Genomic DNA, 20298 nt, shown 5'->3' on the forward strand with positions numbered 1-20298 from the left:
CGTACCGGCCCGGGAGAGCGGCAGGGTCAGGGTGTGGCCACCGGGGCGCGCCGGTCGCCGGACCGTCCGTGCGCGCGGACCAGCGGTGGGGCGAGCAGGCCCAGCACGGCGAACAGGGCGGCCAGGACCAGCCAGCCGGTCCCGTGCGAGCCCGTCACCACCAGCGAGGTCATCAGCCAGGGACCGGCGAACTGCTGGAAGCCGCGCCCGAGGGAGAACACCGCCTGGTACTCGCCCTGGCGGTCGGCCGGGGCCAGGCCGAAGGCCAGCCCCCACCCGGCGGCCGCCTGGTACAGCTCGCCCAGGATCAGGGCCGCCGCGCCGCCCAGCAGCACGGCCGAGTCCAGCAGGGCACCGCGGCCCGCGCCCAGCGGGAACACCAGGCAGGCGAGGGCGAGCCAGAGACCGGCCCGGCGCAGCGTCCGGGCGGCCGCGGCGGGAGTCTCGGCACCCCGGCTGACGGCGACCTGGAAGAGCAGGACCAGGACCGTGTCCAGGATGAGAATGCCGGACACCATCGGGGTGGGCGCGTCGGTGGTGGTGACGATCCACAGCGGCAGGCCGACGGTGAGCAGCGGCTGGTACAGCTCCAGCGCACCGCACACGAGGGCCACGGCGACATAACGGACGTCCCGCAGCGCCGAGTTGCGGGACAGGCGCGGTGCGCCGTCGGCCGGAGCCTCGTCGGCCGGCTCGGACCGGTCCGCCGTCCGGGCGGCCCGCATCGGCCACAGAACGGCGACCGAGACCAGTTGGAGCGCCGCGTTGGTGAGCACGGTGCCGTAGAGCGCGGCCGGGGTGCCCACCGAGAGCGCGACCCCGGCCAGCGTGGCGCCGCCGAGGAATCCCAGGTTGAACAGGCTGCGCATCTGCGCGCTGACCCGCACCCGTTCGTCCCCGCCCATCAGGGCGTGGGTCAGCGAGGCCTGGAGGCCTCCCGCCGATGTCTCCAGCACGGCGACGCACGAGGCCAGGACCAGGAACTCGGCGAACCCGTCGACCAGGCAGTAGGCCACGAAACAGCCCGAGGCCAGCAGGAAGTTGGCGATCAGGACGGGGCGTGGGCCGAAGCGGTCGGCCAGTCGCCCGATCGGCACGGTGCACAGCAGACCGCACAGCCCGGCGACGGACAGGGCGAGGCCGACGCGCTGCGCTGGGATGCCCATCGTGCGGGTGAAGAACACGGCGCTGGCGGTGATGAACACCCCGAGGCCGAGGGACTGGATGAGGGTGAGCAGCCCGAGCCTGCGCGCGGCTCCCGGCGCCGGTACCGTCTGCCGGACCCAGCCGCGCAGCACACCCGGGGGGTTCGGGTCAGCCATCGTGCCGCCCGGGCGCGGCCGCCGGGTGGCCATGCGGCTCCGTCCGCACCCGGTACTCCCCGAGCACCGTGTGCACGGCCCGGCGGACCGATGCGGCGTCGGCGCCGCGGAAGCGGAAGATGCCGGTTCCCTCGTCGTAGCTGCCGGGTGTGGTGAACACCGTTCCCACGGGTGGGAGTTCGTGGTGGTACAGCTCGGCGACCCCGACGGGCGGCCCGGTACGGTCGCTGATCCGGGCCGGGATCCGGCCGGGTGCCGGGTAGATCAGCCAGCCGCCGGAGCCGGGACCGCGGGTGCCGTGCCACAGCGGGGGCAGGCCGATGGCGGCACGGAAGGCCTCGGCGAACAGATCGATGCCGTACAGATCGGCGTGCAGGAAGGGCACTTGGGCGCCACCCGGCCGCAACCCGACCTCCAGGAAGACGAGTTCGCCGTCGGGGCGCCGGATGACCTCCAGATGGAAGGCTCCGTCGGTCAGACCGAGGGCCCGCAGGCAGTCGTCCGCGAAGGCGGTGACCCGGTCGAGTTCCGGGCCGTGGTCCAGCAGGACCGAGCCGAGCGGCACTCCGCGGGTGTAGTCCAGGCAGGTGTGGACGTACTGGGAGGCGGTGACGAAGTGGCGGGTGCCTGCCCGGTGGACGCCGTCCACATGCAGGATGTCACCGTCGACATACTCCTCGCACTGGTAGACGGCCGGGTCCAGTTCGTCGAGGGACGCCGCCAGCTCCGCCCGGCTGCGGACCACCCGGACGCCCTGCGAACCGGCCGCCGAGCGGGGCTTGAGCACCAGCGGGAACACCTCACCGAGGTCGGCGAGGACAGTGGCGGCGTCGGGCGCGTCGTCCAGCCGGCGGAACCGGGGCACCCGGACGCCCGCTTCGGCGACGGCCTGCTTCATGGCCGGTTTGTCCTTGAACCTGCGCACCAGCTCCAGGTCGTAGCCGCCGGTGACACCGAGAGCAGCGGAGAGCCGGGCCGCGGTGAGGATGTCGTACTCGGACTGCCCGAAGACCGCGGCGGGCCGCCCGTGCCGCTCCGCGACGGCCCGGACCAGCGGCAGGACGTCGTCGTGGGCGAGGCTGTCCAGGACGTGCAGTTCGGTGGCACCGTCCCGGTCGAGCGCGGGCAGCCCGCCGGGCGTGGTCAGATGGACCAGCCGGGCGGGCGCGCCGTCGAGGAAGCGGTGGTACTCGCCGAACTCGTCCCCGGAGCGGTTGAGGACGACATACAGGGGGGCGTCGGTCACGTGCGGCTCTCCGGGCGCAGGGTGGGGGGCAGACAGGCGGCGAGGTCGGCCGCCGCGGGCCGGGACAGGGTCGGAACCCCGGCGCCGGGTACGGGCACGGTGGCGGTGAGGAAGTCGTGGGCGCGCGGCTCGCCGGTACCGCCCAGCAGCCGCCAGATCCGCTCGGCCAAGCCGGGCATCACGGGGAAGCCGAGGAGGGCGAGGCCCTTCAGCCACCAGTGGGCGCCCGCCTCGGCGGCGGCGGTGTCGGAGGCCCAGGCGTCGAAGGCGTCCACGGCGCGGCGGGTGGAGATCCGGGTGCCGTCGAGAGCGGCGGACTGCTCTGCCAGGAGCCCCTCCAGACGGGCCGTCAGGGTGGATGACGGCGCCGCGGGAGCGGCGGACGGCAGGGTCCGGCAGGCGTCCGCGATCCGCTTGCCGAGGTCGTTGGCGAGCATGGTGCGGGCGGTGGCCAGGAAATCCCCCGGCTCGAAACTGGCCGGACCGGCCTCCAGGTCCGCCCGGGCCAGGTGGTAGCGGACGGCGTCGACGTCCAGGGCGGGAGCGGCGGCCACCTCCGCGGCCCAGATCGCGTGCCGGGCACTGGTGGAGAACTTCCGCCCGGCCAGCTGGTAGAAGTGGTTGATCAGGCAGCGGTCGTAGGGCTTCATGCCTCCGTGCAGCAGGCTGGTGCCGACGATGCCGACCAGGGTGGGGATGACATTGTCGATGCCCAGGGTGGTGATGGTGGTGACGCCCGAGTCCGGGTCGAAGGCGTTGACGCCGGTGCCGGACAGCTGCCCGTGCACGGCCCCGGCCAGCCGGGCGAACATCAGGATGCCCGCGTACGGGAACAGGGCGTGCGGCACGCCGGGCTGGGGTGCGGGCAGGGCCACGCCCCACTCCTGGGGGGCCGTGAGCCGGATGGTGAGGCCGTCGCGGTCCAGGAAACGGGCCACGGTGTCGCGGTAGCGGCGGGCGATGCCCCGCTCGGCGAGCACGCCGTCCAGGACGTCGGCGGGGGGCACCGTGAGGAAGCGGCTGGTGATCTCCCGCCAGGTCAGCGGGCCCTCGTCGAGCAGCGGACGCGGATCGAGGACGGCCTCCGGGAGGAAGTGCGCGCTGCACTCCTCGCAGAAGTAACTGGCCACACCGGCCCCGCACTCGGGGCAGCGGCCCTGGAGCCAGCCGCCCACGACCCAGCGGCCGGAGTCCGCGCAGTGGGGGACGCGTTCGGTGCGGGTGAGCACGGCGCCGCGTTCGTCCAGGCGGGCGATGCAGGCGGTCACCTCGGCCTCGAACTGCGCCTTCCACGGCTCCTGGTCGGGGGTGATGAACGCGTCGATGCCGATGTCCATCGCCGCGAGGTCGTCCTGGACGCGCCGTCCGTAGCGGGCGGCGACCTCGGCCGGTGTGGAGTCCTCCGCATGGGCGCGCAGGGTGACATACGACTCGTACACATCACTGCCGGTGATCACCAGCGGCAGGTCGCCGCGGACCCGCAGATGCCGGGCGATCATGTCGGACCACAGGAACGGGCCGCCGATATGGCCGAGATGGAGCGGTCCGTTGGGGGTGGCCTCGGGCGGGACGAGCAGATAGTGCCGGGGTGTGTGCGTCCCGGTCGTCAGCAGGGTGCTCATGGGGCGGTCGTTCTCCCGTACAGCAGGGTGAGGGCTTGCTCGGCCAGAGCGGGGGCGAGCCGGTAACCGGAGCCCGAGCCGCCGATCGCCATGACCACCCCGGGCACGTCGGTGGTGTCCACGATGGGCAGATGTCCGGGCGTGAAGCAGTCGCTGAAGACCCGACCCCCGGTCAGGTGGGGCACGAATCCCGGCACATGACGGTCGAGGAGGGCCAGGGCGAGGGCGCGGTCGTGCGGGCCGATGGCCAGCGGGCCGTCGGGGCCCCGGTCCCAGTCGGGCGAGGTGATGCTGAGGATCCAGCGGCCGCCCGCTTCGTCCGGCAGCAGGAACGCGTCCTCGTCCTCGAACACCAGGGCGGGGGCGCCGGGCGGGGGCGGAGTGAGGACGTGGAACGCCACCACCTTCTTCACCCGGGCGCCGCGAGCCCGGGCCGCGTCGGCGACGGGTCCCTCCAGCGCCCAGGGGCCGGGGGCGACCACGGTCCGGAACGCGGTGAGGACGGAGCCGTCGGCGCCGACAAGTTCCAGCCGACGGCCGTCGCGGCGGATGCCGGTGACCCGGAAGCCCTCGGCGAGGGTGTTGCCGGGCCGGTCGAGGACCTGGTCCAGGAGCAGATCGGCGAGGGCCCGGGGGCCGCCCACCGCCATGGGGGCGGTGGACAGCAGGACCTGGTCGCCGCCGACCCGCAGGCCGGGGAAGACCCGGCTCAGCGCCTGGTGCCGGTCCGCGTCCACGGGCGTGGTGCGGCTGCCGTCGGCGAGAGTGGCGTCGAGGGCGGTCGCGCCGCTGCGGGCGACGATCCAGTGCACCGGCAGGTCCCGGCGCGGCAGCCCGGGCAGCTCCCCGGCCAGCTTCGCGAACAACGCGGTGCTGCGCAGGGCCAGTTCGCGCTGGGCCGCATCCCGTCCGGTCGGGGTGTCGAACCCCGCCGACAGAGCGGTGGCGCCGTGCCCGCGGGAACCGTGGGACACCAGCAGGATCCGCAGCCCGGGCTCGCGGCGGCAGGCGTAGTAGGCGGTGAGGGCGCCGATCACCCCGGTGCCGACGACAGCCAGGTCATGGCTCTCGGCCGTGAAGATCTCACGCATCGGGCGCGTCCCACCACAGCGAGAGGAGGTGGAGGTCCTCGCCCTGGTCGGCGAAGGCCTCGTGCACGGCGTGCGAGGGGAAGCCGACGACCGATCCCGCGGACAGCCCGGTGCGGGTGCCCTCCACGACCAGGGTGCCGGAGCCCGCCTCCACGACCCAGATCTCCTGGACCGCGTGCACATCGGGCGAGGTGGTTCCCCCGGCGGGCACGGTGACCCTGGCCATCTTGAACGGGGCCCGCGGCACGACGGAGCCGGTCAGGTCCGCGTCCGCGACCGTGACACCGTCCTCCTCGACCTCGGCCGGGAGAAAGGGGATGTGTGCGGTGGGAGCCGTGGTCATACCGGGTACCTCGTTTCGCCCAGGATGCTGTTGAGGATGACCGCACTGCGCCAGGCGAGCAGGCTCAGATTGGGGTCGGCGACGCCCCAGGCGTGGCGGGCGCCGTTCTGGAGGTAGATGCGATGTCCCTCAGGGCCGTCCCAGGCTACGGAGAAGTCCGCCTGGACGTCGAGGAGATGGCCGGAGCGGTGCAGCCGGGGGAGCAGCGGGGCCATGAAGTCCGGGACCCGGTAGCCGTATCCGGTGCACAGCACCACGACGTCCGCGCCGAGCACGGCCGGGACGTCACCGCCGCGCCCCTCCAGGGACAGTTTCCAGTCGCCGTCCGCGCCGTCGAGCGCGGTGACGTCGGTGTCCGGCACGAAGCGGAGCCGGCCGGGGGTGCCGTCGAGGAAGTCCGCCCGGTAGCTCAGCTGGTGGATGTCGCGCAGGATCGGCAGGTCGACGCCGTCGCTGGTGAGCGTCTGCTGTTCCAGCAGCCGGGCCTTCTGGTCGGCGGGCAGCGCGTGGAAGCGGCGTACGTAGTCGGGGGTGTAGAGGTCGTTGGCGAAGGGCGAGTCGTCGATCGGCTGGAACGACGGGCGTCGGCTGATCCAGGTGATCGTGGCGGGCGCGGCCGGGGCGGCGGCGAGATGGCGCACCACCTCGGCGCCGCTCTGACCGCCGCCGACCACCGCCACCCGCAGACCGGTGACATCGGGCAGCCGCGGCAGGAAGTCGCCGGAGTGGAAGACCGTCCTGCCGAGGTGTTCGCGGAACCGCTCGGGGACGTTCGGGGTCGGACCGGTGCCGAGCACCAGGTGCCGGGCGGCCGACTCGCCGTCGGCCGTGCGTATCCGGAAGGCGCCTGACCGGAAGTCGACCTCGCGCACCTCGGCACCGAAGACGAGCGTGGGCAGCTGTCCGGCGACCCACTGGAGGTACTGGTTGAACTCGGCGCGCAGGACCGCGGGGAACTGGGCGGCGAGGAACCGGTAGAGGCGGCGGTGCGCGGCCAGGAAGGACAGGAAGGAGAAGGGGCTGGTGGGATCGACGAGAGTGACCAGGTCCTTCAGCGGGGAGACCTGGAGGGTGGCCTCGGGCAGCAGCAGACCGGGATGCCAGGAGAAGGTCTCCCGGCGCTCCAGGTGCAGGGAACGCAGGCCGTCGACCGGATGGGCCAGGGCGGCCAGGCTCATGTTCGCCGGGCCGACGCCCACGGCGACATAGTCGAGTACGGGTGTGTCTCTGGATTCGCTCATGGTCTTGGCGGCGGCTCAGTTCGGTCTGACGGAGTCGCCGAGGTGACGCCAGCGGGACAGCGCCTGCGCCGGGGAGTCGGCCGTGAACAGGGCGTGGCCGAGCCGGGAACGGCAGTCCTGGACGGCCGGGATCTCGTCGCCCGGCGCGAAGTAGAGTGCGGACTCGGTGACTTCGGGCAGCTCGGTGATCTGCTGCCAGCCGGTCAGCCCCTGGAAGGAGGCGAGTTTCTCGGCGGCGAAGAACCGGATGCCCGCGGCGGCGGCCTCGGGCCCGGCGAAGGCGCCCATGCCCTCGGGGTCCACTGCGAGCGCGTCGGCCAGCGCGACCTTGGGCAGGCTCACCCCGGTCACCAGACGGACCAGCTCCACGATGCGGTCGCCGGGCAGCCGGGCGCCGATCTCGATCAGGACGGGCCCGTCGGCGGCCAGCCGCAGTTCGCAGTGGAAGGGACCCGAGGTGAGGTTCACGGCGGCCACCACGTCGGCCACATAGGACTCGACCGTCTTCAGGGCGGTGTCGTCGACGTCGGCCGGGGTGAGGTGGCCCATCTCGACGAAGCCGGGCTCCGGGCCGAGCAGGGTGCGGGTGAGGGCCACCACGGTGGTGACGCCGTCCGCCGTGTATCCGTCGGCGCTGAACTCGGGCCCCTCGACGTACTCCTCGACCAGGACCCGGTGCTCGTGGAGCTTGCCCATGTCGGGAACCGGGTCGGTGACCAACCGGCGGAAGGCGGAGAGCAGTTCGTCCGGCGTGTCGGCACGGCTGACATGGATGCTGCCGGAGCAGGCGACGGGCTTCAGCACGCACGGGAAGCCGATGTGCCCGGCTGCGGCGCGGAGTTCGTCCTCGGTGGTGACCTCGGCGAAGCGCGGGGTGCGCAGTCCGGCGGCGGCCACGGCGGCCCGCATGACGCTCTTGTCGCGGACGCGCTCGACCGTGTCCACCGGCAGTCCGCGCAGGCCGAGGGAGTGGGCGACGCGGGCGGTGACCGCGACATAGATGTCCGAACCGGCGAGTACGGCGTCGAACGGCTCCCGCTCGTGCGCCTCCCGTACGGCCGCTTCCAGCGCCGCCTGGTCGTTGGTCTCCACGGTCAGCACCTGCTCCGCGGCGGTGCGCACGGCGTCGGAGAGGGCGCGGTCCCCGGTGTCCGCACTGGCCACCACGACACGCAGCCCCGACTCGGCGGCCACACCGATCAGGGTGGCGCCGCCGGAGGAGGCCGGTTCGACCACGAGGACGCGAGGGGCGTTCGGCAGGGAGGCTGAGGACAAGACGGCATCTCCGGGTCACGGATGAAGGGACTGGGGTGGTGTGGGGGTGCACCGTTTGTATCCATGACCTGGTCAGTGCGTCAATGCCTCACCGTAAAAAAGAAAGGTGAACACCCGTATTGCGCACCACATTTGCAGGCTACCGGGGGAGCGGAAGGAGATCTTCCGTTGTTGGCCCGTCTTGTCGTCATCATTTCCTCGGGCCCGGCGGACGTGGTCAGGCGGGCTTGCGCCAGACGGAGATGTGCTGGGCGGAGTCCTGGGTGAACGGTGTGCCGTGCCAGTCCGCAACGCGCCGCTCCCGTGTGAGCCCCGCGATCCGGGCCATCAGATCGAGCTCCGCCGGCCAGGCGTACCGGTGCCGGGAGGCGTCGCGGCGGTAGCGGCCGTCGTCGCCGTCGCGCGTCAGGTGGTGCGAGACGAGTATCTGCTCGACCAGTTCGAAGGTGTCGAAGCCGACATGCCGCGCGGAGACGTCGAACGGCACCGCCTGCTGCCCGGGCGGCAGGAACCGCAGCGGAGGCACCCCCAGTTCGACGACGAAACGGCCACCGGGCGCCAGATGGCGCGCGGCATTGCGGAAGCACTCGACCTGTTCGTCCTGGGTCAGCAGATTCGAGAGGGTGTTGTAGACGAGATAGACCAGGGTGAATTCGCCCGGGACGACAGTGGTGGCCATGTCCCCGAGAGTGACCGGGAGCGTGTCCTCGTCGACCTTGCGCCGCAGAACCGCCGCCATGTGCTCCGACAGTTCGATTCCGGCCACCGCAACGCCGCTGTTCCGGAGGGGAATGCCCACCCGACCGGTTCCGATCGCGAACTCCAGCGCCCGCCCCTCTCCGGCGAGTTCCGCCAGGAAGGCGACCGTCGGCCCCAGCACGGCGGCCGAGGACATCTCGCCCTCCTCGGCGTCGTAGCGGTCGGCGGTCGCCCGGGTCCACAGCTCACTGCTGGTCACGAGCAGTCACTCTGCCGGACCGGGCGGGACACTGTCCACGGAATTACCCGCCTCGGGTCGCGCGCGTCACGGCCGGGAGAGAAGCACCGTTCCGGGCCCGTGGACCGCGGCCCACAGGCCGCGGTCCCGCCCGGCCCGGCCGAGAGCGCGCCCGGTCAGGAGGCCTTCCGCCGCCGGGCCGCCGCTGCCAGCGCCCGGAACTCGTCCCACTGCACCCGGGGCCGTTGCAGTCCGCGCCGCTCCAGATAGCGGTCGGTCGCGCGCCTGGTGCGGCGCAGCACCCGTACGGCATCGCTCGGGCGCCCGGAGCCCATCGGCTCCACCACGGTGGCGGGCACCAGCAGCCAGCCGTCGCCGGTCCGGTGCAGCACACCGCGGACGAGCGCGTTCTGCATATGGTTGATCAACTCGTCGTGCCGGTGCACCAGCAAAGAGGCGGGGCCCGGCGCCACCGCGCAGTCCTCGGGCACCTCCACGGCGTAGCCGCCGTCCGTCGGCACCGGCCGGGTCCGGGCCAGCACGGGCGCCCCGGAGCTGTCGCAGGCCGCCAGCACCGCACTCGGGAACCGGGCGAGGTGACCGGCACCCGGCAGCGCGCTCCGGGCGGCCGGGCCGTCCGGAACGGGCGGGGGAGAGGGCGCGAGCGGCGGTCGCACCGTCACCTGCTCGGGAGTGACGGTGATCAGCAGCCGCAGGTAGTACCAGTCCATCAGCCGCCGCAACGGCAGGGAGAGGTACGAGCGGCTGTGCGGCTGCCGTTCGAAGAGCATCCGCCAATATTCCTCGGCCCCCTGAGGGCCCGTCATGATCTCGTCGGGGCATGCGGCCCGGCCGACGACATGGAGGTGCGGCGGGCGGTCGAGGCCGCTGCCGGTGGGATCGGAGAAGAGCAGGGCCACCCGCCCGTCCCGGCGTATGTTCAGCGCCTTCTGCGCGAACGCCAGGGAGGTGCTCAGCAGAAGCGTCCCGTCCTCGCGGCGGAGGACCGCCGTGGGCCAGGCCAAGGGGGTGCCGTCCCGGCCGAGGGTGACGAACTCGCAGGTCCGGTAGGCGTCCAGGACATCGAGGGGAGCGGAGTCGAGTACGGTCACGGTCTACTCCCCGTCCAGCGGTGCGCGCAGGGCGCGGCAGGCGGCCGTGTACTGGCGCCGGCCGACGGCCTTCCACAGCAGTCGGCCGACCAGCGGGGCCTTGCCCAGGAAGTAGGCGCGCTCCTCGGGCGTCGCCTCCTCCAGGAGCGCGCCGAGCGCGAGCAGAAGCTTGTTCTTGGGCAGCCGCTCCAGGCCGCGCCGCCCGACCAGGTCCCATTCGGCGACGGTCAGATGCTCGGCGACCAGCGGAAGGATCAACCGCTCCTCGTCATCGAGGTGTTCGAGCAGCGCGGCACGGTGCTCGTCCAGCGCCAGCGCCAGTTCCTCCCCGGCGATACGGTCCGCGGCCCGCCCCCACACGGGCGCCCACTCGGCGATCGCGGTCAGGCTCCGGTCGATGCGCTGGTGCTGCTCCTCCATGCGGACGACCAGGTCCTCACCCGTGGCGCGCGCCCGCAGCAGGGGCCAGATCAACTCGTCCTCAAGGGTGTGGTGATGGTGCAGCCCCGTCACGTACTCGTCCAGATGGGCCCCTACCTCCACCGCCCGTCGCGTGCCGCCGTCGGGCACGGCACGCACCAGCCGGGGGAGCAGGGCCGACTCGCGCCGGAAGACCCGATGCACCACGACCATCTCGTGGGTGTAAGGACGCTCGGCGACGGGAAGGTCATCCGTCGTGCTGCTGGGGGAGTCATCCGTCGTGCTCCTGGGGGACATGCTCGCTTGCTCCAACGATCGGCTTTCGGTAACGGCCTCCTAGGCTTCGGGCGCCCGCTTGTCATCCCCTTGCCGTCCACTTGGCGTGCGCTTGGTGGGCTTGGTGCGCTTCGCGCGGGCCGCCGGATGCCGCGTTCATCGTCCGTTGACGGACCCGGGACAGGGCTCGGGTAGATTCCCCCGATGTGCTGCGTATCCGAGTCCTGGGTTCCCTGGGTGCCGACGCCGGGGGGAAGCCGGTCGAACTCGGTGCTCCACGGCAGCGGGCCGTCCTGTCCCTGCTGACGGCGGCCCGGGGCAGTGTCGTCCCGGTCGACCGGTTGGCCGACGACCTGTGGCGGGGACGGCCCCCGGCGAGGGCCCTGGTGTCCCTGCACACCTATGTCTCCCAGCTGCGCCGCTCCCTGGAACCGGACCGACCGCCCCGCACCCCGGCACGCGTCCTGGTCACCGAGGCCCCCGGCTATGCCCTGCGGCTGCCCGACGACGCCGTGGACGCCTGGCGCTTCGAGATCTGGGTGGGCCGGGCCCGGCAGGCCCCGGCCGAGGAGGCGCGGGCGCTGCTCGCCGAGGCCCTGGGCTGGTGGCGGGGGCCCGCCTTCGCCGAGCATGCGCACGAGGCGTGGGCCGGGACGGAAGTGGCCCGGCTGAACGGGCTGCGGGCCGAGGCCGCCGAACTCGCCGTGGCGGCCGATCTGCGTACCTCCCGCGCGCCCGAGGCCGCGTCGGGCGCCGGTGTCCTGGTCCGGGAGCACCCCCTGCGGGAGGAGGGCTGGCGGCTGCTCGCCCTCGCCCAATGGGCCTGCGGACGACAGGCGGACGCCCTGTCCACCCTGCGCCGTGCCGCCCGGACCCTGCGTGAGGAACTGGGCTGCGACCCGGGCCCGGCGCTGGCGGAGCTGGAGCACGCCCTGCTCAACCAGCGACTCGACCTGCTGCGCGCCTGGGCGCCGGAGCCCCCGGTCACACGGCCCGCACCGGCCGCCGCCCCCGCCGAACCGCCGCGGACCCGGCCCGCTCTCTTCGTCGGCCGGAGCGGCGAACTGTGCGCTCTGGACACCGCGGCCCGGGACGCCCGGGACGGGGGCGGGCTGGTGCTCGTCACCGGGGAGCCCGGTGCGGGGAAGTCCGCGCTGCTCGCCCGGCTCACCGAGCGGCTGCGGTCCGGCGGATGGCGGGTGGTGATCGGGCGCTGTCCCGAGTACGAGGGTGCGCCGCCCGCCTGGGCCTGGGTGGAGGCGCTGGGCGCGCTCGCCCACGACACACCCCCGGCGCGGCCCGGAGAACTCGCGGTGCTGCTGCGGGAATCGGGCAGCGCCGCCGCCACGACCCGGGACGAGGCGACCGCGGGCCGCTTCAGGATGCACCGCGCGCTCGCCTCCTGGCTGCGGGCCGTGGCCGCCGAACAGCCGCTCGCCGTGCTCCTGGAGGACCTGCACCGGGCCGACGGCGAGACGCTCCTCCTGCTCGAAGCGGCCGCAGCCGTCACCGGAGTGCCGCTGCTGACCGTCGCCAGCTACCGTCCGGCCGAGGCGGGCGAGCACCTGGGCAAGACCCTCGCCAACCTCGCGCCCGGCGCCCCGCACCGGATCGCGCTGCGCGGTCTGCCGCCCCATGACGTCGCCACCGTGGTCGGTGCCGTCTGCGGAACGGCGGTGGACGCGACGACCGTGGCGGCGCTCGCCGAACGCACCGGCGGCAATCCCTTCTACGTCCTGGAGAGCGCGCGGCTGCTGGCCAGCGAGGGCGCCCTCGTCGCGGTCTCCGAGGTCCCCCAGGGCGTGCGCGATGTCCTGCGCAGGCGGCTGGCGCTGCTGCCCGCCGCCGCCCGCTCCGCCGTCCGGCTCACCGCGGTGATGGGCCTGGAGGCAGAAGTGGCCCTGCTCACCGACACGTCCGACGCGGCCGAGGACGAGGTGCTGGAGGGGCTCGACGCCGCCCTGGCCGCGGACCTGCTGACCGAGCCCCGCCCCGGCCGGGTCCGCTTTGTGCACGCACTGGTGCGCGACACCGTCTACACCGATCTGCCCGGAGTGCGGCGGGCCCGGCTGCACGCCCGGGTCGCGCAGGTGCTGCGCCGCCATCACCCGGACGACCTCGCCGCCCTGGCCCACCACTTCGCCCGCTCGGGCAGCAGGGAGCACGCCCCGCTGGCCGTCGACTACGCGGTGCGCGCGGCCGAGGTCGCCGAGCGGCGCTACGCCCATGACGTCGCCATCGGGCTCATCCGGCAGGCCATCGAGGTGCACACCGCCGCCGCGGGCGAGGCCGAGGAGGCGCCCGACCGCATGGTCGGCCTGCTGGTGCGGCTGCTCGGCACCCAGGTGCGGGCCGGTGCGACGGAAGCCGCCCTGCACACCCGGCGCCGGGCGGTCGAACTGGCGGAGCAGGCCGACCGGGGCGACCTGCTCGCCACGGTCTACGGCGCCTGGACCGAGCCCTCCCCCTGGCGGAGCAGACTGGAGGGCTTCCACGACCGGGCGTCGCTGGCCCGTCTGGAGCGGCTGGTGGCCGATCCGGGCCTCGACGACCCCACGCGCGCCCGTCTGCTGCAAGTGGTCGTCGACGCCGTGGCGGCACAGGACGCCCCGCGCGCCCTGGAGGCGGCTCGTACCCAGCTCGCGCTGGCCCGGGCCAACGGCGAACCGCGCCTGATGGCCGCCGCGTTGATGACGTCCGCCAAACTGCTGCCGCACGAGGCGCAGGGACCCTCCCGCACCCCCATGGTCGCCGAACTCCGGCGGCTCGCCCGCGCGCACGACCTCCCCGCATACCGCTGGGTCTGCGAGCACCTGGACGCCATGACCGCCGCCACCCTCAACGACCCCGCGGGCGTCCGCCGCCGCACCGCCGAGGGACTGGCGCTCGCCCGCCGGTACCGGATGCTCTGGGCACAGGGCCTGGGCGCCGCGACCTCGGCCATGCTGGACACCGTCGCCGGACGCTTCGACGCGGCCGAGGCCGGATACGCCGAGGCGGCGGGACTGCTCCAGCGCGCCGGGGCGGGCAAGGCCGCGGGCCTGCGCACACTCGGTCTGTTCACCATCCGGCTCGCCCAGGGCCGCACCGCCGAGGTCGAGCCGATGATGCGCGAGGTCTACGAGACCGCCGGCCCGGCGGCCGGCATGTCCCTCGCCCTCGTCCTCGCCCGGCTCGGCAGACTCGACGAGGCACGGGCGGTGTGCTGCCCTGCCGAACCCGTCACGGACCATCTCTACGGGATGGAACTCGACTTCCGCGCCGAACTCGCCGTCCTCCACAACGATCCCGGCACCGCGGCCGCCCTGGCCGTGCGCCTTGAGCCCCTCCGGGAGCAGCTCGGCGGCGCGGCGGGCGCGGCCTATGCGACCCGTCCGCTCGCCCATGCCCTCGGCGATCTGTACCGGCTGCTCGGTGAGGAAGGGGCCGCGGCCGAGAACTACGCCCTGGCCGAGCGCACCGCGCTGGCCTGGGGATCGCCCCACCTCGCCGACCGTGCCCGCCGGGCGGCGGCGGATCTCGCCGAGCCCCGTGCGCGACGGCGGACTTTCGCACCGTAACGGTGCAAGTGGCCCTCCCTGCCCCGCCGACCGCGGCGGGGTGGCGTGGCCTCCTGGCTCCGCCGGCCGCGGCGGGCCGCTCAGTGTCCCGTCAGTGTCCCGCGGCTCCCGCGCGCAGACCGTCCATCACCAGGTCCAGCAGCCGGGCGACCCGCGGCTGCCAGTCGCCGTGCGGGTCGATCTGCCAGAGTCCGGCGATGGCCAGCAGGAAGTCGTCCGCGGTGACTCCGGGGCGGATGGCACCCGCGTCCTCGGCGGCGCGGAGCAGGAGTTCGGCCGCCGCGGACACCGGGGCGTGCCCCGGCTTCCCCGGGCTGTCCGGGGCGCTGGTGGCCTGGCGGATCGCATCCGCCAGTCCGGCCTTGGCCATGGCGAACTCGGCGAGGCGGTCCATCCATTCCCGCAGGGCCCGGTCCGGGTCCCGGCTCCCGAGCAACTCGGTCGCGCTGTCGGCGACCTGGTGCATCTCGTACCGGTAGATCTCCAGGACGAGTGCCTCGCGATTGGGGAAGTTGCGGTAGAAGGTGCCCTGCCCGACGCCCGCCTTCCGGGCGATCACGCTCAGCGGGGTCTCCGCGGAACTCGTCAGTTCGGCGAGTGCCACTTCCAGGATGCGTCCGCGATTGCGCTGCGCGTCCGAGCGCTGGGGGGCGTCCTTCTTCTGCTGCACGCGTCCTCCTTCCGGGTTACAGACCGAACCCGGTCTTGCTAAGCGGACAGCTGTCCGTTACGTTCGTGCTGTAGCGGACAGCTGTCCGTTTCACTCCCACCTTAGCGGCGAACGCGGTCGGCGGGAACGGCGGGCCCTCTCAACGGCCCACCCGCCCCCACCGTGTACGCCTCCGATGCGCCTCGCCCGTGCGAGCGCCCCCTCCGCGCCCCGCCGTCTCCGCCCGCCGGACCCCCCACCTCGAATGCCTTCCGACCACCGGATCCCCGAAAGAAGGCTGATCATGGCCCCAGCCCCCACGTCGACGTACAGCGCCATCACCCTGAACATCAACGGTGAGAAGTACCCGCTGACCGTCGACCACCGCACCACCCTGCTCGACGCACTGCGCGAGCGCCTCGATCTGACCGGCACGAAGAAGGGCTGCGACCAGGGGCAGTGCGGAGCGTGCACCGTCCTGCTCGACAGACGGCGGGCGGTCTCCTGTCTGCACCTCGCGGTGGCCGCCGAGGGGCGCGAGATCACCACCATCGAAGGGGTGGCCGACGGGGAGCGGCTGCACCCGGTGCAGCAGGCGTTCCTCGACCTCGACGGATACCAGTGCGGCTACTGCACACCGGGGCAGATCTGCTCGGCCATCGCGGTGATCGAGGAACACGCGGCAGGCTGGCCCAGCGCCGCCACCGACGACGTCCGCCCCGCCGCGGGCCCTCCGCCGCTCACGGACGACGAGATCCGGGAGCGGATGAGCGGCAACCTGTGCCGCTGCGGAGCGTATGTGTCGATCGTCCGGGCCGTCGCCCAGGCGGCCGCCGTCCGGGCCGAGGGCGACGAGACGGCGGAGGCGGCGGCATGAGGGAGTTCGACTATCGGAGGGCGTCCGACGTCGCCGGTGCGGTCGCGCTGCTCGACGCGGACCCGGACGCGCGCTTCCTCGCCGGGGGCACCAACCTCGTGGACCTGATGAAGACCGGGGTCGAACGGCCCTCCCGCCTCGTCGACGTCCGGGAACTCCCCCTGGACCGCATCGAGCCGACCGAGGACGGCGGGCTGCGCATCGGCGCGACCGTCACCAACAGCGACCTCGCCGCCCACCCCGCGATCCGCGAGCACTACCCGGCCCTGGCCCAGGCGGTGCTGGCCGGTGCCTCCGGCCAACTGCGCAACATGGCCACGGTCGGCGGCAATCTCCTCCAGCGCACCCGCTGCGGCTACTTCACCGATGTCACCCGCCCCTGCAACAAACGGCTCCCCGGCAGCGGCTGCCCCGCCGTCGAGGGCGAGCACCACAACCACGCCATCCTGGGCGCCTCCGAGCACTGCGTGGCCGTCCATCCGTCCGACATGGGCGTGGCGCTGACCGCCTTCGACGCGGTGGTGTCGTATGAAACGTCCGACGGGCCGGGGGAGTTGCCGCTCACCGAGTTCTATCCGCCCGTCGGTGACTCCCCGCACCGGGAGACCGTTCTGCCACCGGGGGCGCTCGTCACCGGAGTCACCCTGCCGCCCGCCCCGGTCGCCGCCCGCTCCCGCTACCGCAAAGTGCGCGAGCGCGCCTCGTACGCCTTCGCCATCGGTTCCCTCGCCGCCGCGCTCGACGTCCGGGACGGGACCGTCGGCGAGGTGCGTCTCGCCTTCGGCGCGGTCGCGTCCCGGCCGTGGCGGGCCCGGACGGCCGAGCGGCTGCTGACCGGGGCACCGGCCGACGCCGAGACGTTCGCCGCCGCCGCGGACGCCGAACTGGCGGCGGCCAGGCCGCTGCCCCACAACGGATACAAGGTCACACTGCTGCGCAATCTCGTGGTGGCCGTGCTGACCGAACTCGCAGCGGAGGCCGCCCGATGACCACCACCACGACCACCACCAGGCGCGGCTTCGTCGGCACCGCGCACACCCGGCTGGAGGGCAGGGACAAGGTCACCGGAGCCGCACGCTACGCGGGCGAGATCCCCTTCACCGGACTCGCCCACGGCTGGCTGGTCCTGTCCACCGTGGCCCGCGGCCGCATCCGCTCCCTGGAGACCGCACCCGTCCTCGCCATGCCCGGAGTCCTCGCCGTCCTGCACCACGAGAACGCCCCGCGCGTCGACAGCGACTACATCGGCATGCTCGGCGCCCCGCCGGACCCGAGCGTGGCCCTCTTCCAGCACGAGCGCGTGCCGCACCTGGGCTGGCCGGTCGCCCTGGTCGTCGCCGAGACCTCCGAGCAGGCCAGGGAGGCCGCCGAAGCGCTGGCGGTGCACTACGAGCAGGAGCCGCACGACATCGCCTTCCACTCCGGGCGCCCGGAGGCGTATCCGCTGGACGGCCATATGCCCGGGGTGGCGGAGAAGGGCGACCTGGAGTCCGCGCTCTCCGCGGCCGCCGTCGTCGTGGACGCGGAGTACACCACCCCGGAAGAGCACCACAACCCGATGGAACCGCATGCCGCGACGGCCCACTGGGACGGCGGACGACTCGACGTCGTCGACTCCAACCAGGGCACCACCTGGGTCGCGGGCGAACTCTCCAAACTGTTCTCGCTCGACCCGGCCGCGGTGCGGGTGCGCTCCGAGCACATCGGCGGCGGCTTCGGCAGCAAGGGCGTCCGCGCCCACCAGGTGGCCGCCGTGATGGCCGCGACCGTCCTCCAGCGCCCCGTCCGGGTCGTCATGACCCGACGTCAGATGTTCTCCCTGGCGGGCTACCGCAGCCCCACCACCCAGCGGGTCAGGCTCGGTGCCGACGCCGACGGGCGGCTGCGCGCCCTGGAGCACCAGTGCCTCAGCGTCACCTCCACCGTGCACGAGTTCGTCGAGCCGGGCGCCGGACCGGCCCGGGTGATGTACGACGCCGACGCCCATCACACGGCCAACCGGGTCCTGCGTCTCGATGTGCCGACCCCCACCTGGATGCGGGCGCCCGGCGAGGCCCCCGGATCCTTCGCACTGGAGGCGGCGCTCGACGAACTCGCCGGGAAGTGCGGCATCGACCCGATCGAACTGCGCGTACGCAACGAACCCGAGCGGGGCCCGGTGTCCGGACTGCCGTTCAGCAGCCGCAACCTGCTCGGCTGCTTCCGTGAGGGCGCCCGCCGTTTCGGCTGGGCCGACCGGGACCCCCGTCCCGGCAGGAGCCGCGACGGGCGCTGGCTGCTCGGCACCGGCACGGCCGCCGCATCCTTCCCGGTGGGAGCCGCACCGTCCACCGCCGCCCTCACCGCGGAGCCGGACGGCACCTTCACCGTCCGCATCGCCGCAGCCGACATCGGAACGGGCGCGCGCACCGCACTCACCCTGGTCGCCGCGGACGCCCTGGAGGTGGCGCCGGACCGCATCCGGGTGCGGGTCGGGGACAGCGACTTCGGTCCGGCGATGATCGCCGGCGGCTCGATGGGCACCCGCTCCTGGGCCTGGGCCGTCCTGACCGCGGCGGGTGAGCTGCGGGAGCGGCTCGTCCCGGGGGCGGCCGTCCCCCCGGAGGGGGTGACGGTGCGCTCGGACACCTCCGCGGCCGTCGGAGCCCTCGCGAGCAAGGAACGGCACTCCTTCGGGGCGCAGTTCGCCGAGGTCGCGGTGGATGCCGCCACCGGTGAAGTGCGGGTGCGGCGCATGCTCGGCGTCTTCGCGGCAGGACGGATGGTCAATCCGCTCACCGCGCGCAGCCAGTTCGTCGGCGGCATGGTCTGGGGCATCTCCATGGCCCTGCACGAGGAAGCCGTACGCGACCGGTCCTCGGGCGGCACCGTCGGTGCCGACCTCGCGGGCTATCACGTCGCCACCCACGCGGATGTGCCCGAGATCGAGGCGCACTGGATCGACGACCCGGACCCGGACGACCCGGTCGGGATCAAGGGCGTCGGCGAGATCGGCATCGTGGGCGCCGCGGCGGCGATCGCCAACGCGGTCTGGCACGCGACGGGCGTCCGCCACCGGAACCTGCCCATCCGGCCCGACCGCGTCCTGGCGGGCCTCCCTGACGGGGACGGGGCAAGCCGTGCTTGACATCGCCGAGGAGCTGAACCGCTGGTGCGCCGAGGGCCGGTCCTTCGCCGTGGCCACCGTCGTGGGCGTCGGCGGCAGCGCCCCGCGCGGCCCCGGCGCCGCCCTCGCCGTCGACCAGGACGGGGCGGTCATCGGCTCGGTCTCCGGCGGCTGTGTCGAGGGAGCGGTGTACGACCTGTGCGTCCAGGCGCTGAGCGACGGCGAGACCGTCCTCGAACGGTTCGGCTTCAGCGACGAGGACGCCTTCGCCGTGGGCCTGACCTGCGGCGGAGTCATCGATGTCCTGGTGACCCCGGTCGACGCGCGCTCGTCCGCCGCCGCGGTCGTCCATACGGCGCTCTCGGCGGTAGCCCGGGGTGAGCCGGTGGCCGTCGCCCGGATCGTCCGGGGGCCCGCCGGACTCCTCGGCGCGCCCCTGCTGGTCCGCCCCGATGGAGCCCGGGAAGGCGGCCTCGGCGGCCACCCGGAGCTGGACCGGACGGCGGCGGCCGAGGCCCGGGCCCTGCTGCAGAACGGCCGCACCGGCACGGTCGCCCTCTCCGAGGACGGCTCGCACTGCCCCGGCGGTCTCACCCTGTTCGTCGAGTCGAGCCTGCCCAGACCCCGCATGATCGTCTTCGGCGCGGTCGACTTCGCGGCGGCGCTCGTCCGGACGGGGTCGTTCCTCGGCTATCACGTGACCGTGTGCGACGCCCGTCCCGTCTTCGCCACCCGGGCCCGTTTTCCGGAGGCCGACGAGATCGTGGTGGACTGGCCGCACCGCTATCTGCAACGCACCGCGACCGACGGACGCACCGTGCTGTGTGTGCTCACCCATGACGCCAAGTTCGATGTGCCGCTGCTGAAGGCGGCCCTGCGGATGCCGGTCGCCTATGTCGGGGCCATGGGCTCCCGCCGTACCCATGAGGACCGCATCCGACGGCTGCGTGAAGCGGGCCTGAGCGGGCGGGAGCTGGCCGGGCTGAGGTCGCCGATCGGCCTCGACCTGGGCGCGCGTACGCCCGAGGAGACCGCCCTGTCGATCGCGGCGGAGATCGTGGCCGCCCGGCGCGGAGGCACCGGCACCCCGCTGACCGGCTCGGGAACACCCATCCACCACGACAACGGCGGAATAGGCAGCGTGGCGGCCGCCTGAGGAGCCGACAAGCGCCCGCCCCGCCCGGCGGAGGTCCGAACGACGGGTCGGCGGTCGGCGTTTCG

16 protein-coding genes are annotated in these 20298 nt (G+C 73.6%); 5 read left to right on the forward strand and 11 right to left on the reverse strand.

Annotated features, from left to right (window positions below; genetic code table 11):
* Positions 1 to 26: 26 nt before the first annotated feature.
* The 10 genes from ACIHAA_RS04820 to ACIHAA_RS04865 form a co-directional block, all read right to left on the reverse strand.
* Positions 27 to 1322 carry an MFS transporter gene (locus ACIHAA_RS04820; RefSeq protein ID WP_399813110.1) on the reverse strand — a complete coding sequence of 432 codons (1296 nt, stop codon included), beginning with the start codon at positions 1320 to 1322 and terminating at the stop codon, positions 27 to 29.
* A complete protein-coding gene (locus ACIHAA_RS04825) occupies positions 1315 to 2568 on the reverse strand; it encodes an acetyl-CoA carboxylase biotin carboxylase subunit family protein (protein ID WP_399813112.1) in 1254 nt (417 codons plus the stop codon). The genes ACIHAA_RS04820 and ACIHAA_RS04825 overlap by 8 nt, the downstream gene beginning before the upstream one ends.
* The gene (locus ACIHAA_RS04830) at positions 2565 to 4190 is read right to left on the reverse strand and encodes a class I tRNA ligase family protein (RefSeq protein ID WP_399813115.1); all 1626 of its coding nucleotides are present in this window, start codon (positions 4188 to 4190) and stop codon (positions 2565 to 2567) included. Before ACIHAA_RS04830 ends, ACIHAA_RS04825 begins: the two co-directional genes overlap by 4 nt.
* Positions 4187 to 5281 carry an NAD(P)/FAD-dependent oxidoreductase gene (locus ACIHAA_RS04835; RefSeq protein ID WP_399813118.1) on the reverse strand — a complete coding sequence of 365 codons (1095 nt, stop codon included), beginning with the start codon at positions 5279 to 5281 and terminating at the stop codon, positions 4187 to 4189. The genes ACIHAA_RS04830 and ACIHAA_RS04835 overlap by 4 nt, the downstream gene beginning before the upstream one ends.
* Complete coding sequence (locus ACIHAA_RS04840; protein WP_399813121.1) at positions 5274 to 5624, reverse strand: cupin domain-containing protein; 351 nt, start codon at positions 5622 to 5624, stop codon at positions 5274 to 5276. The genes ACIHAA_RS04835 and ACIHAA_RS04840 overlap by 8 nt, the downstream gene beginning before the upstream one ends.
* Positions 5621 to 6865: a lysine N(6)-hydroxylase/L-ornithine N(5)-oxygenase family protein gene (locus tag ACIHAA_RS04845; protein WP_399813124.1), complete on the reverse strand. Its 1245-nt coding sequence runs from the start codon at positions 6863 to 6865 to the stop codon at positions 5621 to 5623. The genes ACIHAA_RS04840 and ACIHAA_RS04845 overlap by 4 nt, the downstream gene beginning before the upstream one ends.
* 15 nt (positions 6866 to 6880) lie before the next feature.
* Entirely contained in the window at positions 6881 to 8140 is a 1260-nt protein-coding gene (locus tag ACIHAA_RS04850; RefSeq protein ID WP_399813127.1) for an ATP-grasp domain-containing protein, read from the reverse strand.
* Positions 8141 to 8357: 217 nt separating this feature from the next.
* On the reverse strand, positions 8358 to 9098 hold the full coding sequence (locus tag ACIHAA_RS04855; RefSeq protein ID WP_399813129.1) for a class I SAM-dependent DNA methyltransferase: 741 nt from the start codon (positions 9096 to 9098) through the stop codon (positions 8358 to 8360).
* 155 nt (positions 9099 to 9253) lie between these two features.
* Positions 9254 to 10189, reverse strand: a complete 936-nt coding sequence (locus ACIHAA_RS04860; RefSeq protein WP_399813131.1) for a pyridoxamine 5'-phosphate oxidase family protein — start codon at positions 10187 to 10189, stop codon at positions 9254 to 9256.
* A gap of 3 nt (positions 10190 to 10192) precedes the next feature.
* Positions 10193 to 10822, reverse strand: coding sequence for a hemerythrin domain-containing protein (locus ACIHAA_RS04865; protein WP_399813133.1), 630 nt, complete (start codon positions 10820 to 10822; stop codon positions 10193 to 10195).
* Between the two features lie 269 nt (positions 10823 to 11091).
* Here ACIHAA_RS04865 and ACIHAA_RS04870 point away from each other — a divergent pair, with 269 nt between their 5' ends.
* Positions 11092 to 14445 (forward strand): BTAD domain-containing putative transcriptional regulator, encoded by a 3354-nt coding sequence (locus ACIHAA_RS04870; protein WP_399813135.1) that lies wholly within the window; start codon positions 11092 to 11094, stop codon positions 14443 to 14445.
* Between the two features lie 91 nt (positions 14446 to 14536).
* Here the strand turns inward: ACIHAA_RS04870 and ACIHAA_RS04875 are convergent, their stop codons facing one another.
* Positions 14537 to 15115 (reverse strand): TetR/AcrR family transcriptional regulator, encoded by a 579-nt coding sequence (locus ACIHAA_RS04875; RefSeq protein WP_399813137.1) that lies wholly within the window; start codon positions 15113 to 15115, stop codon positions 14537 to 14539.
* Between the two features lie 283 nt (positions 15116 to 15398).
* On the opposite strand from ACIHAA_RS04875, the gene ACIHAA_RS04880 reads away from it, so the two are divergent.
* Genes ACIHAA_RS04880 through ACIHAA_RS04895 form a run of 4 tightly spaced genes read left to right on the forward strand, consistent with a single transcriptional unit; the run spans position 15399 to position 20233 of the window.
* Positions 15399 to 15971 (forward strand): (2Fe-2S)-binding protein, encoded by a 573-nt coding sequence (locus tag ACIHAA_RS04880; RefSeq protein WP_399813140.1) that lies wholly within the window; start codon positions 15399 to 15401, stop codon positions 15969 to 15971.
* Positions 15968 to 16960 (forward strand): FAD binding domain-containing protein, encoded by a 993-nt coding sequence (locus ACIHAA_RS04885; protein WP_399813142.1) that lies wholly within the window; start codon positions 15968 to 15970, stop codon positions 16958 to 16960. Before ACIHAA_RS04880 ends, ACIHAA_RS04885 begins: the two co-directional genes overlap by 4 nt.
* Entirely contained in the window at positions 16957 to 19098 is a 2142-nt protein-coding gene (locus ACIHAA_RS04890) for a xanthine dehydrogenase family protein molybdopterin-binding subunit (RefSeq protein ID WP_399813144.1), read from the forward strand. The genes ACIHAA_RS04885 and ACIHAA_RS04890 overlap by 4 nt, the downstream gene beginning before the upstream one ends.
* Positions 19091 to 20233, forward strand: a complete 1143-nt coding sequence (locus tag ACIHAA_RS04895; protein ID WP_399813147.1) for an XdhC family protein — start codon at positions 19091 to 19093, stop codon at positions 20231 to 20233. The genes ACIHAA_RS04890 and ACIHAA_RS04895 overlap by 8 nt, the downstream gene beginning before the upstream one ends.
* The last annotated feature ends 65 nt before the right edge of the window (positions 20234 to 20298 follow it).

Source organism: Streptomyces sp. NPDC052040, from assembly GCF_044548405.1.
Classification (GTDB): domain Bacteria; phylum Actinomycetota; class Actinomycetes; order Streptomycetales; family Streptomycetaceae; genus Streptomyces.

Excerpts from the sequence above, each read along its gene's own strand:
- ACIHAA_RS04820 (WP_399813110.1), bottom strand. The coding sequence starts at position 1,322 with ATGGCTGACCCGAACCCCCCGGGTGTGCTGCGCGGCTGGGTCCGGCAG.
- ACIHAA_RS04830 (WP_399813115.1), bottom strand. The coding sequence starts at position 4,190 with ATGAGCACCCTGCTGACGACCGGGACGCACACACCCCGGCACTATCTG.
- ACIHAA_RS04835 (WP_399813118.1), bottom strand. The coding sequence starts at position 5,281 with ATGCGTGAGATCTTCACGGCCGAGAGCCATGACCTGGCTGTCGTCGGC.
- ACIHAA_RS04840 (WP_399813121.1), bottom strand. The coding sequence starts at position 5,624 with ATGACCACGGCTCCCACCGCACACATCCCCTTTCTCCCGGCCGAGGTC.
- ACIHAA_RS04845 (WP_399813124.1), bottom strand. The coding sequence starts at position 6,865 with ATGAGCGAATCCAGAGACACACCCGTACTCGACTATGTCGCCGTGGGC.
- ACIHAA_RS04865 (WP_399813133.1), bottom strand. The coding sequence starts at position 10,822 with ATGGTCGTGGTGCATCGGGTCTTCCGGCGCGAGTCGGCCCTGCTCCCC.
- ACIHAA_RS04880 (WP_399813140.1), top strand. The coding sequence starts at position 15,399 with ATGGCCCCAGCCCCCACGTCGACGTACAGCGCCATCACCCTGAACATC.
- ACIHAA_RS04885 (WP_399813142.1), top strand. The coding sequence starts at position 15,968 with ATGAGGGAGTTCGACTATCGGAGGGCGTCCGACGTCGCCGGTGCGGTC.
- ACIHAA_RS04890 (WP_399813144.1), top strand. The coding sequence starts at position 16,957 with ATGACCACCACCACGACCACCACCAGGCGCGGCTTCGTCGGCACCGCG.